The sequence below is a fragment of the Mycobacterium cookii genome, from assembly GCF_010727945.1.
In the GTDB taxonomy this organism is placed as follows: Bacteria; Actinomycetota; Actinomycetes; order Mycobacteriales; family Mycobacteriaceae; genus Mycobacterium; species Mycobacterium cookii.
In genome coordinates this window covers 2,615,314-2,628,846 of the sequence record NZ_AP022569.1, presented here as the reverse complement: position 1 = coordinate 2,628,846, position 13,533 = coordinate 2,615,314, and the positions used below count along the sequence as shown (strand labels likewise).

Annotated in this window: 12 protein-coding genes; 6 read left to right on the top strand and 6 right to left on the bottom strand. The window is 65.1% G+C overall.

Going from position 1 to position 13,533, the window contains the following annotated elements:
- Positions 1 to 23 precede the first annotated feature (23 nt).
- From G6N27_RS12330 to G6N27_RS12305, 6 genes are read left to right on the top strand one after another with little or no spacing between them, the layout of a single operon-like run.
- Positions 24 to 1,196: an amidohydrolase family protein gene (locus G6N27_RS12330; RefSeq protein WP_163776583.1), complete on the top strand. Its 1,173-nt coding sequence runs from the start codon at positions 24 to 26 to the stop codon at positions 1,194 to 1,196.
- A gap of 9 nt (positions 1,197 to 1,205) precedes the next feature.
- Positions 1,206 to 2,453, top strand: coding sequence for a M24 family metallopeptidase (locus G6N27_RS12325; RefSeq protein WP_163776582.1), 1,248 nt, complete (start codon positions 1,206 to 1,208; stop codon positions 2,451 to 2,453).
- Between the two features lie 52 nt (positions 2,454 to 2,505).
- Positions 2,506 to 3,636: a M24 family metallopeptidase gene (locus G6N27_RS12320; RefSeq protein WP_163776581.1), complete on the top strand. Its 1,131-nt coding sequence runs from the start codon at positions 2,506 to 2,508 to the stop codon at positions 3,634 to 3,636.
- 2 nt (positions 3,637 to 3,638) lie between these two features.
- The gene (locus tag G6N27_RS12315) at positions 3,639 to 4,592 is read left to right on the top strand and encodes an enoyl-CoA hydratase/isomerase family protein (protein ID WP_163776580.1); all 954 of its coding nucleotides are present in this window, start codon (positions 3,639 to 3,641) and stop codon (positions 4,590 to 4,592) included.
- A 39-nt stretch (positions 4,593 to 4,631) separates the two neighbouring features.
- Positions 4,632 to 7,010: a CaiB/BaiF CoA-transferase family protein gene (locus tag G6N27_RS12310; RefSeq protein ID WP_163781720.1), complete on the top strand. Its 2,379-nt coding sequence runs from the start codon at positions 4,632 to 4,634 to the stop codon at positions 7,008 to 7,010.
- The gene (locus G6N27_RS12305) at positions 7,007 to 7,813 is read left to right on the top strand and encodes an SDR family NAD(P)-dependent oxidoreductase (protein WP_163776579.1); all 807 of its coding nucleotides are present in this window, start codon (positions 7,007 to 7,009) and stop codon (positions 7,811 to 7,813) included. The genes G6N27_RS12310 and G6N27_RS12305 overlap by 4 nt, the downstream gene beginning before the upstream one ends.
- On the opposite strand, the gene G6N27_RS12300 is transcribed toward G6N27_RS12305, so the two are convergent.
- The 6 genes from G6N27_RS12300 to G6N27_RS12275 all read right to left on the bottom strand — a co-directional run bounded on the left by G6N27_RS12300 (position 7,814) and on the right by G6N27_RS12275 (position 13,491).
- Entirely contained in the window at positions 7,814 to 8,626 is an 813-nt protein-coding gene (locus tag G6N27_RS12300) for an SDR family NAD(P)-dependent oxidoreductase (RefSeq protein ID WP_163776578.1), read from the bottom strand.
- Positions 8,627 to 8,673: 47 nt separating this feature from the next.
- The gene (locus tag G6N27_RS12295; protein WP_163776577.1) at positions 8,674 to 9,747 is read right to left on the bottom strand and encodes a phosphotransferase; all 1,074 of its coding nucleotides are present in this window, start codon (positions 9,745 to 9,747) and stop codon (positions 8,674 to 8,676) included.
- A complete protein-coding gene (locus G6N27_RS12290; RefSeq protein ID WP_163776576.1) occupies positions 9,744 to 10,583 on the bottom strand; it encodes a mycofactocin-coupled SDR family oxidoreductase in 840 nt (279 codons plus the stop codon). Before G6N27_RS12290 ends, G6N27_RS12295 begins: the two co-directional genes overlap by 4 nt.
- Before the next feature lie 28 nt (positions 10,584 to 10,611).
- Positions 10,612 to 11,811, bottom strand: coding sequence for a cytochrome P450 (locus G6N27_RS12285; protein ID WP_163776575.1), 1,200 nt, complete (start codon positions 11,809 to 11,811; stop codon positions 10,612 to 10,614).
- Positions 11,812 to 11,934: 123 nt separating this feature from the next.
- Positions 11,935 to 12,786, bottom strand: a complete 852-nt coding sequence (locus G6N27_RS12280) for an acyl-CoA thioesterase (RefSeq protein ID WP_163776574.1) — start codon at positions 12,784 to 12,786, stop codon at positions 11,935 to 11,937.
- A gap of 51 nt (positions 12,787 to 12,837) precedes the next feature.
- A complete protein-coding gene (locus G6N27_RS12275; protein WP_163776573.1) occupies positions 12,838 to 13,491 on the bottom strand; it encodes a TetR/AcrR family transcriptional regulator in 654 nt (217 codons plus the stop codon).
- Positions 13,492 to 13,533: the final 42 nt, after the last annotated feature.

The following is a 13,533-nucleotide window of genomic DNA, read 5'->3' as shown; positions in this document are numbered from 1 at the left end:
CGAATCCGATTGGAGGGCCACTGATGTCGCCTCAAACAAGCACGCTTTCGCTGTATCCGGCCGGAGGTTTCGGAGCGCCCAAGGACCGACACGGACACGCCGAGAACATCAACGTGGGCCTGCCGGAGGGGACGGTCGTCTTCTCCGCGGACAACCACATTTCGCTGGCCGACGACATCTTCTACAACCGCTTCCCCGAGGCCCTCAAAGAAAAGGCACCGCGGATCTGGTACGAGGACGGTGCCTACCAAGTCGGCCGCAAAGGGCAGTCGTTCCTGCCCGGCGACTTCAGCGCGGTGCTGATGCAGTACGACGATCTGCCCGGCGCGGCGAGCACCAACATCGAGGCCCGGATTCAGGAGTTGCGCGAAGACGGTGTCGACAAGGAACTCGCGTTCCCCAACGCCATCCTGGCGCTGTTCCACTACCCGGACAAGGAACTTCGCGAGCTGGCATTCCGGATCTACAACGAGTACATCGCCGAATTGCAGGAGCAGTCCAACGGGCACTTCTATGGCGCCGGGTTGATCAACTGGTGGGACCCCGAAGGGGCCAAGCGGACGCTGGCAGAACTGAAATCGTTGGGGCTCAAGACCTTCCTGCTGCCGCTGAACCCGGGCAAGGACGACGACGGCAACATCATCGATTACGGCAGCGACAGCATGAAGCCGGTCTGGGACGAGATCGAAGCCGCCGGGCTTCCCATTACTCACCACATCGGGGAGACGCCGCCGAAGACCCCGTGTCAGTTCAACAGCGTGGTCGTCGGCATGATGATCAACATCGACGGCTTCCGGGAACAGTTTGCCAAGTATGTGTTCACCGGAATCCTCGACGATCACCCAGGCCTGCGGATCGGCTGGTTCGAAGGTGGAATCGCCTGGGTGCCTTGGGCATTGCAAGACGCCGAGCATCTGGTCGCGTCATACCAGCACATGTTCAACCGGCCGCTGGAGCACGACGTGAGGTACTACTGGGACACCCACATGAGCGCGTCGTTCATGGTCGATCCGCTGGGGCTTCAGTTGATCGACCAGATCGGCATCGACAAGGTGATGTGGTCGTCCGACTATCCGCACAATGAAAGCACGTTCGGCTACTCGGAGAAATCGCTCGCCGCAGTCGTCGAGGCTGTGGGGCCGCAGAACGCCACCAAGATCGTCAGCGGTAACATCACCAGATTCCTGGGCCTGTAGGCCAATTCGATGACGTCAACCACTTCGTTCTCGGCCACAGTGTCGTCTGCCGACGATATTCCGGAGACACCGGACATCGAACGGATGCGTCGCGAGACAGGTGCGCGGCTACGTGCGGCGATGGCCGATCGTGGTGTGGACGCGCTGATCCTGCTGGGTAACAACAGCGTGGTGTATGCGACCGGGGTGAGCTGGCCGCTGGGTGACGCCGGGTTGTCGCATGTCGAGCGACCGGTCGCGGTCGTTCTCGCCGACGACCCGCACCCGCACTTGTTCCTGCCTTTCCGCGAAGGCTCGGCATCGGAATCGGGTTTGCCCGCAGACCATTTGCACGGTCCGGTGTACCTGGAGTTCGACGAGGGTGTGGAGAATTTCGCGCGCGTGGTCGAGGAGCTGGTGCCGGCGGCGGCCGTCATCGCGGTCGACGAGCTCACCGGCGCCATGGGGCGCGCGCAGCGACGGCTGTTCCGCTCCGGACGGCCCGTCGACGCAGCCCAGATTGTCGGCGCAGCCAAGCTGATCAAGACGCCCGACGAAATGGCCTGCATCCGAACCGCGGTGCGGATCACCGACACGGCGATGGTGGACGTCCAAGCCGCGCTGGCGCCGGGAATTCGGCAGATCGACCTGTCGGCGAAGTTCACCCGCCGGACGTTCGAACTGGGCGCGATGGCCAACATGCTGGATTCGATCTGGCAGGTGATGCCGAAGAACAAAGCGGACGGGGTGTGGACCACTCACGGCGATCTGGCTCTGCCGCTGTTGACAACTGAGCGCGAACTGGCCGCCGGTGATGTGCTGTGGACCGACGTCAGCATCACGTATCAAGGCTACTGTTCCGATTTCGGCCGCACCTGGCTCGTCGGTGCCGAGCCGACACCCCGTCAACACGCGCAGTACTACAAATGGCAAGAGATCATGGACGCCGTGCTCGGTGTGACGCGCGCCGGCGCCACCGTCGCCGACCTGGGTCGCGCGGCGACCAAGGCCAACGGCGGTGCGCGCCCGTGGCTGCCGCACTTCTACCTCGGGCACAGCATCGGCGTCAATGCTGCCGAAACACCCATGATCGGAACCGATCTCGGTGACGAGTTCGACGAGAACTTCGTCCTCGAGCCGGGCATGGTGATGGTCCTCGAGCCCGTGGTGTGGGAGGACGGCACCGGCGGTTACCGCAGCGAAGAGATCATTGTCATCACCGAGGACGGGCATATCCGGTTGACCGACTACCCCTATGCCCCGTACGGAGAACACTGATGCCACGCGCCGACGACGATGCGGAGCGCAGCGACGGGGAGGAGTGGCGCCAATGAGAACCGAGGTTCTGGCCGACGACCGCGCTCTGCGCGTCGGCCGCCGCGAACGCGCACTGGCGCAGATGGAACAGCACGACCTCGACGTGCTGGTGCTCGGACGGCAGGCCAACGTGCGCTACGTGTCCGGCGCACCCCAGTTGTGGGTCGCCGGGACGAGGCCGTTCGGGCCGACATGTGTGGTCGTGCGGGAGACCGGCGCGATCCATCTGCTCAGCACCTGGGACGAGGGCGTGCCGGACGATATCCCGCACGAGAACCTCTATGGCATCGCCTGGAATCCGATGAACACCATCGCGAATCTGCAGCGCATCGAGGGCGCGTCGACAGCGAAGCGTGTTGGTACGGATGCGCTTTCGCCCGGGTTCGCACAGCTGCTCCCGACTGCGTTCCCGAACGCCGAGCTGGTCGACGGTGAGCTGGCCATGCGCGCGGCCCGGCGGATCAAGACCCCCGAGGAAGTGACGGCGCTGCGCGAGGCGATCCGGGTGGCCGAACTCGGCCTGGCGGCGGCCGTCGCCGAACTGCGGCCTGGCATCAGCGAAAAGACCTTGGCGGGTGTGTTGTTGGAGGCGATGGCGGCCGGCGGGGTGAGCACCCCGTCCACTCAGGACGCCGCCTGGGTCACTTCCCGAGAGCATCCGTGGCGTCGCGCCAGTCCCGACGGATTGGTGCACGACGGCGACCTGGTGGCGTTTTCGTCCGGGGTGCTCGACGGCGGCTACACCGGTGAGGTCGGCCGGACCTGGCCGGTCGGCGACGTCGGCGCTGCCTCTGACCTCTACCGCCGTTGGGATACGCTGTGGCACCGGCTTTATGAGGCATGCGAGCCGGGTGCGCCGGCGATCGACCTGCTGGCCGCCTACCAGGCCGCGGGCGAGGAACTGCCACCGATGCCGATCGCGCGGGGTCTGGGTTTGGGATTCGACCCTCCCGTCGTGTCGCAGCATCTGCCGGCCACCGCCGCCGAGGAGCGGCTGGAAGCGGGCATGGTGCTCGCGGTCACCGGGTATGTCTGGCAATCGGGAGTCGGTGCCGTGTTCGGGCGAGAGGCGGTGTTGATCACCCCCGACGGTCCCGAAATCCTGACGTCGAGCCCGTTCGCGAATGTCGCAGTCGGTGCCTGACAGTGGCTGAGAATACCAGGCCGTCCGCCGAGGAGATCATCCTCTACGACAAGGATCCGACGACCAAGATCGCGACGATCACCTTCAACCGGCCCGAGTTCCTCAATGCGCCGACCGCGGCGGCCCGCCTCCGCTACGCCGACCTGCTGCACGGCGCCAACGTCGACGACGACGTCAGGGTGGTCGTCATCCGGGGTGTCGGCGACGATTTCGGCAGCGGCGCAGACCTTCCCGAGGTGATGGAGGGCGCGGACTCGCCCGCATTCCGGCTCGCCGAACTGCGGGTGGACAACGACGACGTTCGCTATCCGCCCAAGGGTTCGTATCGGCACGGCGCGAACATCGGTGCGTGGTACGCGAATTCGCAGGCCGGTAACCGATCGCTGCAGGAGTTCAAGAAGATCAGCATCGTCGAGGCCAAGGGATACTGCTACGGGTGGCATTTCTATCAGGCCGCCGACGCCGACCTGGTGATCGCCAGCGACGATGCGCTGTTCGGCCATCCGTCCTTCCGCTACTACGGGTGGGGGCCGCGGATGTGGACCTGGGTACAGACCATGGGGCTGCGCAAGTTTCAGGAAATGGTCTTCACCGGAAGGCCGTTCACCGCCGACGAGATGTTCCAGTGCAACTTCTTGAACAAAGTGGTGCCCCGCGACCAGTTGGAGGCCGAGGTCGACAAGTACGCGAACTCCTGCGCCCGCAACCGCCCCACCGACACCATCTTTATGCAGAAGGCGTTCTTCGAAATGGTGAAGCAATACCAAGGTGAATACCTGGGCAGCATGATGAGCGCGATGTTCGAGTCGATGGGCAGCCTGGTCAGACCCGATGCCGGCGACCTGATGCTCGGAGATGCCATCGACAGCGGGCTCGCCGACGCGGTCAAGGACAACGACGCCAAGTTCCCGCCCGACTTCAGACTGAGTAAGTCCGGCCGGGCGAAGAAAGATTAGACGGTGGCGGCAGAGACGGGTCCGCTTCATGGCTACACCGTGGTCGAGTTGTCCACCGGAATCGCCGGGTCATACTGCACCAAGATGATGGCCGATGGCGGAGCCCAGGTGATCAAAATCGAGCCCCCGCAGGGTGATCCGCTGCGCCAGTGGTCGGCGTCCGGTGCCGAGATCCCGGCCGGCGGCGACGGCGCCCTGTTCGGTTATCTGGCCGGCGGCAAGCACAGTGTGGTCGCGGATCCAGACGTCGACGCCGAGTTCGTCAACCAGCTGCTGGCGGGCGCGGACGCGGTGGTGTGGTCGCGGGGTTCGTCGCTGGCCGAGAGCGACGCCTTCACTCCCGCCGCGCTGCGGCGCAACCATCCGGACTTGACCGTCACGTCGATCACCCCGTTCGGTTTGGACGGCCCGTGGTCTGAGCTGCCGGCGACCGAGTTCACGCTGCAGGCGTGGTCGGGTGGCATCGTCGGCCTCGGACGCGGATCACCGGACCGGGCACCGGTATTCGTGGGTGGCCAAGTCGGCGAATACCTCGCCGGTGCGTTCGCCAGCGCGGCGACATTGGCATCGCGACGCCGCGGCGTCGGTGAGCTTCTCGACCTGTCGATGCTCGAAACGCAGATTGCCGGACTCACGTATTACCCGGTCACCTTTTTCCAGATGCTCGGACGGCCGTGGCGCGATGCCCGCAAGCTCACCGTGCCGGGTATCGCCTGCGCCAAAGACGGTTTGGTGGACGTCGGCTGCGGCACCGCGCAGCAATGGTTCGACCTCTGCGCGATGATCGGCCACCAGGACTGGATCGACGAGGAATCGCCGCTGTCGATCACCGAGCAGGCCAACGAGAAAGCCGCCGAGATCTATTCGTGGTTCCAGAGCCAGAACATCGACGACATTCGCGACCTCGCCAGCGCCTTCCGAATCCCCAACGCGCCGGTGGCCAACGGCGCCAACATCACCGGGCTGGACCAGTTCGAGTATCGGCAGACCTTCCTCGACAATCCCCGCGATGGCTTTCGACAGCCCGGCCCGCCGTATCGGATGCAGCCGGCGAAGCTGTCCCCGCCCCACGCAGCTCCGCGGCTCGGCGAGCACACTGCGCACTACCGAAAAGCCAGGCCGCCCGTGGCCCACAAGCCCGATGGCACCGCGGATCGCCTGCCTTTCAACGGCTTACGCGTGCTGGACATGACGACCTTCTGGGCCGGACCGAGCTGTACGCATTTTCTCGCCATGCTCGGCGCCGAGGTGATCCATGTCGAGTCGACTCGCAAACCCGACGGCACCCGGTTGATCGCGGGCATCCCGGTCACCGAAGAGCAGTGGTGGGAGAAGTCGCCGATATTCTCGGCACTCAACACCAACAAAAAAGGCCTGACCCTCGACCTGCAAACCTCGGCGGGCCGAGACCTGTTGCGCCGCCTCATTGCAACCTCTGACATCGTCGTCGAGAACTTCACCCCCCGGGTATTGGACCAGATCGGCATCGACTTCGAAGTGGTCCAGACGATACGCCCCGACGCGATCCTGCTGCGGATGCCCGGGTTCGGGCTGGACGGCCCGTGGCGCGACAACCCGGCTTTCGCCTATGTCATCGAAGCAGCATCCGGAGTGAGCTGGCTGACCGGCTACCCGGATCGCAACCCCTACGAGCCGTACTCGGTCGGCGATCCCAACGCGGGTGTGCACGCGGTCAACGCGTTGTTGTTGGCGCTGGAGCATCGCCGTTGCACCGGTGAGGGCCTGTTGATCGAAGCCGCTATGATCGACGCGGCGGTGAACATCGCCGCCGAGCAGGTGATCGAATACTCCGCGTACGGAGCGCTGTTGCAGCGGGCCGGTAATCGCGGACCCACGGCCGCACCGCAGAACCTCTACCAGACCGCCGACGTCGACGAGTTCGGCCGCCTCGACAGTTGGGTGGCGGTCGCGGTCGCGAACGACGAGCAGTGGACAGGGCTGTGCGAGGCGCTCGGCCGACCGCAGTGGGCCGTGGATCCCGTCCTGAACACCGTCGCCGGCCGCCGCGAACGACATGACTTCATCGACGATCAGCTGGCTGCATGGTGTCGGGACCGCAGCGGCGATGACATCGTCCAATGTCTCTGGGATGCAGGCGTTCCGGTGGGCAAAGTCATGCAGCCGCACCGCCAGACCGAGATTCCGCAGCTGCAGTTCCGGCGCTTCTTCGAGGACGTCGGCCACCCGGTCAACAACCGCGTACCGCACAGCACCGTGCCGGTGCGGTTCTCGGCCGGACCTGACCGATTCCATCGGCGGCCCGCGCCACTGCTCGGCGAGCACAACTACGAATTGCTCACCGAACTCGGGCTGAGTGAGCAGCAGATCGCTGAGTTGGAGGCCGACGGCGTCATCGGCCGTGCGCCCGGCAGCGCGAGAAGGGCCGCGGCGCGGTGACCATCAGCCCGTCGGACATCATGCTCACCGGCCGTGTCGCGGTGGTCACCGGAGGCGGCGCCGGCATCGGACGTGGCGTCGCCGCCGGCCTGGCGGCGTTCGGCGCCTCGGTGGCGATCTGGGAGCGTAATCCCGACAGCTGCGCAGAGGCCGCGAAAGCCATTGGCGCACTGGGCATCGTCACCGATGTGCGAGACAGCGATCAGGTCCACGCGGCGTTCGACCAGACGCTGGCCGAACTCGGCCCGGTGACGATCCTGGTGAACAACGCCGGCGGTGTGTTCTTTTCTCCGCTATTGGATACCAGCGAAAACGGTTGGGACGCTTTGTACAAAGCGAATCTGCGGCACGTGCTGCTCTGCACTCAACTTGTGGCCCGCGCCCTGGTGAACGCCGAATTGTCGGGCAGCATCATCAACCTGACGTCGATCGAAGGGGTACGCGCGGCACCCGGCTACGCGGCGTACGCCGCCGCCAAGGCCGGCGTGATCAACTACACCAAAACCGCCGCGTTCGAGCTGGCGCCGCACGGTATTCGAGTCAACGCGATCGCGCCCGACCTCACCATCACTGAGGGACTGATGGCGCTCTCCCCGGATGGACTGGCACCCGAGTTGGGCCAGGCGATCCCGCAGGGGCGAGCCGGGCACGTCGACGAAATCGCTTGCACGGCAGTGTTTCTGGCTTCGGACATGGCGAGCTACATCACCGGCCAGACCATTCACGTCGACGGCGGAACCCAGGCCGCGGGTGGCTGGTATCACCACACCGCCACCGGCGGATTCAAGTTCGGACCCGGCTAGCTAGTGACTCCATCCTTCGCCGGCCTGATCGTCGAAAGTCTGGTCGATGCGGTCGAACCGGCGACGGATTGACGCGCGAGCGGCGGAGTGCGGCAACACGTACAAGCGGTTGGCCACAATCGCGTCGGCGGTCAGGCGCGCCACCTCGTCGACGTTCAACGTGTCGGGAAGCGCCGGAGTGCTCGTCGACGCCAGCCCGTAATCGGCGCCGCGGATCCGCTCGGAATTCGACACCAGCTTGGTCTCCACGACCATCGGGCACAGCACCGAGACACCGATGCCGTCGTCCTTGACCTCACGGGCCAGGTTCTCGGCGAGGCCCACGACGCCGTATTTCGCGACGCTGTAGGCCCCGAGGCCGACATTGGGCATCAGGCCGGCGAACGACGCGGTGAAGGCGATGTGGCCGCCGCTGCCCTGCGCGAGTAACCGTGGCAGGAACGCCTCGACGGCGTGGATGGAACCCCACAGGTCGATGTCGATCACCCAGCGCCAGTCCTCGTGGTTCATCTGCGCGATCGGGCCGGCGACCACGATGCCGGCATTGCTGAAGACGACGTCGACCTGGCCGAGAAGGCGAAACGCCTCATCGGCGAGGTGGACCATCTCGTCGAGATGCCGGACGTCGCACATGACGCCGTGGGCGTCGTAGCCCTCGCCGTGCAAGTGTGCCACCGCCTGTTCCAGCCGGGGCTTGTCGACGTCGGCGAGCACGATTCGCGCTCCACGACGGGCGAATTCAGTGGCAGTGGCGAACCCGATGCCGTTCGCGCCACCGGTGACAACAGCGCCTTTACCGTCGAATCCGTCCATGGCGCGACGGTAACCGATCGATCCGGGCGAGCGACGACGGCCCCGTGCTAGCTCGCGATGGAATCCAGCGCGGCGCGGGTTTCGAGGTCGACGAAGGCTTCCGCGTAGCGCTGCGCCAGCGCCAGGCAGATCTCGGCGCTTTGCCAGGCGTCCCCGCCGCTGAGCGTGGCCATCCAAATCGCCAACCCGTGCGCGACCGACGAGCGATAGCGCAGCCACACCTCGTCGGCGCTCGGCTTGTCATCGTCCGGCAACGTCAGCGCGGACCGGTATTCCTCGACGAGTTCGCGCTCACTGGCACGACGGTCAGCGGTGGTCAGCGCCCCTTGCAGGAAATAACCGAGGTCGAGGGCGAAGTTGCCGCGACGCGCCATCTGCCAATCCAGGAATCCGACGGTGTCGTCCGGCAGCACATAGGTGTTCCCGATGTGCGGATCACCGTGCAGCAGCGTCTGCGGCGTCTCGGTCAGCGTGCCGATGTAGCGGGCCCAGATGTCGACGAACAGTTCCTTACCTGTCATCGCCGGGATTTCGGCGGGAACGGAATCGCCCAGGCGTTGGTGCGCGATCTCCAGTGGTGCGTACTCCAGACCGGCGAACGCGACGAACGGCTCGACCCAGTTGAGCGCTGGATTGGCCGTGGTCTTCGCACCCCAGAATTCGCCATGCAGCCTGGCCAGCCCGCGAACGCCGCTGGCCGCCTGATCGATTGTCAACGGCCGCGTGGAATCCCGCGGGTCGGCGCCGCGCGCGACGACATCCTCCATGATCATCACGAAGTTGGACGCCTCTTCGTCGATGATCGCAGTGTAGACGGTCGGATGATCAAGCGGCAGAACGACTCCCGAGGTGAACAGTCGCGGCTCGTGAAACAGTCCACTGGTCAGCGCGACGAGCTCGGCATGCGCCGGGTCCACTGCCTTGGCGAACACGGTGGCCGGTCCGGTTCCGGCGAAATATTCCAGCCCGAGCCGGGCTCGCCGGTTGGTGCCGTCGTCACGAAGCACCACCTCGACGTCGCCGACAACGGCGTCAGGATGGCTGCGGCTCAGGGCCGCGGTCATCCACGCCGGGGTGATCTCGTCCCAGTCGTTGGGAATCGACAATTCGGCGAGCGTCACTTCAGGCAGCTACCACCGTCGACGGGCAGCGTGACGCCGGTGACGTAACGCGCTTCGTCGGACGCCAGGAACAGCACCGCGTTGGCGATGTCCTCGGGCTCGACCCAGCCGATCGGCAGGGTGTGCATCAGCTGCCCGACGACCTTCATGTCCTCGGGGCCCGGGTTCTCCAGGTCGGGGCGGAACAGCCGCATGGTGCCGTCGTTCATGAACAGTGGGGTGTTGACGTTGGTCGGGTGCACGGAGTTGACGCGGATGTTCTGGGCGCCGAGCTCGACGGCGAACGTGCGCATCAAGCCGACCACCCCGTGCTTGGCGGCGACGTAGTGACCGGTGTGCGGGTAGGCCTTGAGCCCACCGACCGAGCTGGTGAGGATGATCGAACCGCCGTTGCCACCCGCGATGATATGCGGCACACCGGCTTTCACGGTCTTCCACACACCGCCGAGGTTGATGTCGATCATGGCGGTCCAGTCTCTTTCGCTGGTCTTGTCCAGCGTCTGGCCGCCGTTTCCGATGCCTGCGTTGGCGACGATGATGTCGAGCTTGCCGAGCTGCTCGACGCCGGTGTCCACCGCGGCCTTGAGCGCGTCGTAGTCACGGACGTCGACCTCGGCGGTGTAGATCCGGCGGTTGAGTCCCTTCACCAGGTCGGCGGTCTCGGCCAGATCCTCTGGTGTGGAGGCGGCGATCAGGTCGACGGTGTCGATCTTCTTACAGATGTCCACCGCGATGATGTCGGCGCCCTCCTGCGCCAGTCGCACCGCGTGCGCGCGGCCCTGACCGCGGGCCGCGCCGGTGATGAATGCGACCTTGCCTTCGACTCGACCCGCCATCGTTACCTCTTCCTATTGTGTGGATTGCTCAACCGACGATCGCCGGCATCGTGTCCCAGCCGCGCACGGTGGACGTCGGAGACAATGCGGCACGGCTGAGGTCGACCTCCCATTCCGGGAAGCGCTTCAGAATCTCTTCGAGCGCGATGCGCCCCTCCAGCCGGGCCAGCGCCGAGCCGAGACAGTAGTGCGTGCCGACGCTGAAGGACAGGTGCTGGCGTGGCTCGCGGTGAATGTCGAAAACGTCACCGTCCGGCGGGAATTGACGATGGTCGCGGTTGGCGGCACCGATGAGCATCATCATCGCGCTGCCCTCCGGAACCGTCTGGCCGTAGTACGTGACGTCGCGCGTGACGTAGCGGGCGACGTGCGGGGCCGGCGGCTCGAAGCGCAGCAGTTCCTCGATCGCCGCGGGGATCAGGGCCGGGTTCTCGGCCAGCTCTCGCCGCTGATCGGGATGCTCGGCCAAAACTTTTCCGGCCCAACCGATCAGCCGGGTGGTCGTCTCGTTGCCCGCGCCGGAGACCACGCTGATGTAGGTCAGCAACTCTTCGCGGGTCAGCCGCCGCGTGACGCCCTTCTCGTCGACGAATTCGACGTTCAGCAGATCGGTCATGATGTCGTCGGAGGGGTGCTCGGCGCGCCAGTCGATAAACTCGGCGAAGAACTCACCGCTGTTCATGCCGGCGGCGGCATCCATGGGTTTGCCTGCCTCCGTGCGCATTTGGTCGCTCGTCATGTCGCGCGCGGCTTCCTGGTACTCCTCGGGAACACCGAGCAGCATGCCGATGACCCGCATCGGCATCTGGGCGCCGAGGTCGCCGACGAAGTCGAAATGACCGGAGCCGACGATGGGATCCAAACTGTGCGCACAGAATTCGCGGATCTTCGGTTCCAGCGCGGTGATCTTGCGCGGGGTGAACATCCGGGCCAGCAGCTTGCGGTGCACGTCGTGCAGTGGCGGGTCCTCGAAGATGATCACGCCGGGGGGTATGTCGATGTTGGCTTTGATCAGCTCGATGATGGCGCCGCGGGCCGAACTGAATGTCGCGTGATCGACGATCGCGTCGTCGACATCGGCATAACGGCTCAGCGCATAAAAGTCGTGCTGCTCGTTGTAATAGAGCGGTGCCTCTTCGCGGATCGCCCGAAAGGCCTGATAAGGGTCGGCATTGATCTCCACGTCGTACGGGTCGTAATAGACGCCATCGGGAGCGGTGACGGTCAAGGGTTTACCTCTCGGGCAACTTGTCGTTGGCACTGGAAATCTGCGGCAACTCTGTCATCAGCTACCGGTGGTGTCAACGACGAATCCGTTTTCGCTACCCATCATTCTGCTGCGAGGAGAATATCATTCTCCTACGCTCTGAGCTGGTGCGATATGCGCACGGTTGTTGTCGCCGTCGTCGCGGAAACGCAACAGCGCCTCCTGGGCATACGAGGCGACCAACTCGCCGCCTTCGGTGAGAACGTCGCCACGGCCAAAGCACCGGCCGTGAGCCAGGACTGGGCTGTGCTGACGCAGCAGCAGCCAGCGATCGGTGCGGAACTGCCGGTGAAACCACACCGTGTGCGAGGTGACGGCGGAGGTGAACAAGGTGCCGTTGCCGCTGTGGGTGTAGCCCTCGATAGGACGCAGCGCGGTGCCGATCAGCGTGAGGTCGGTGGCATAGGCCGTCAGCGCCGGCGCGAGATGCGCGTCGACAGGCGGCGTCCGCATCCACACTTCGAATCGTGGTGGGCCCGCGGCGACAGCGCTCAGATCGTCGGCGGAGCGGGTTTCCCAGGGGATCAGGTCAAGGTCGACCCGATGATCGTCGTCCAACACCGCCGAAACGGCTTCGCAGTCTTGGTTTTCCGGACCGTCTTCGACGGCGTGCATGCTGACCGCGCTGCTGGCCAGCACGGCATGAGGTTGGTGGGCGGTGATGGTCAGGCTGGCAAACGACCGACCCTCGTGCTGACGCGTCGCGTGGTAGCGAACCGGATCGGCCGCGCGGCCTTCGCGGGCGAACACCGTGTGCACCGACTTGACGGCCTTGTCGGGACACGTCAGGCTCGCGGCCCAGATGAACTGTCCGAGAAGTTGACCACCGAACACCCGGTGGTAGTTCAGCTGTTGGCTCGCACCGTCAAACGTCGAGTCATCGGCAGGACCGCGCAGATCCAGGCAGCCGAGCAAGTCGGTCCACAGATCGGGCACGCGATCAGTGTAAGTTAAATTCTCACCGAGCGGTAATGAGGTTCTCGTCCGTTAATCGCCGACGAATCCACGCGAGCAGAAGTCCCAGACCTCGTCGGCGGTGATGGGTTTGACCGTCGCCTCGTCGGACCCGCCGCTGGACTGCGCGATGAACATCACCGTCTGCATGGTCATGGCAGCCATCCGCTTCGGGTTCACGCCCGCACGCAGTTCCCCGGCTTCGCTGGCGGCCTCCATCAGCTCGGTTAGCAAACTCACCAATGGTGCATGAGCTACCTTGACCTCTTCGGGGTGTGAAACCAGCAATCGTGGTGCGAAGTCGGTGAACAGCGGCCGCTTGGCGGTCGGGTCGGGTCGGGACGCCTCGAAGAGCAACTCGACCGCGACTTTCAGCCGCTCGGCGGGGTCCGAGTGATTGTCCGTTGCGGCGCGGATCTGGTCGGCCGAGCGGCTCAACGCGTCTTCGAAGAGCGCGAGCAATAGCTCGTGCTTGCCGTCAAACTGCAGGTAGAAGCTCCGCAGCGACTGCCGGGACCGGTCGACGACCTCTTGCACGGTGAAGTCCGTGCTGCCCTTTTCGATGATGATGGCCTGGGCCGCGTCGAGGAACCGTTGGACGCGCTGCGCCGCCCGCAATTTCGCCGTCTTAATCGACCGCTCAACCGCGCGCTGCTTCCAAGCCGGCTCTTCGCTTGGGCTGGTCACGGACGGCTCGGGTGATTGCCGCGAGGGGAGAACATGGTTGGA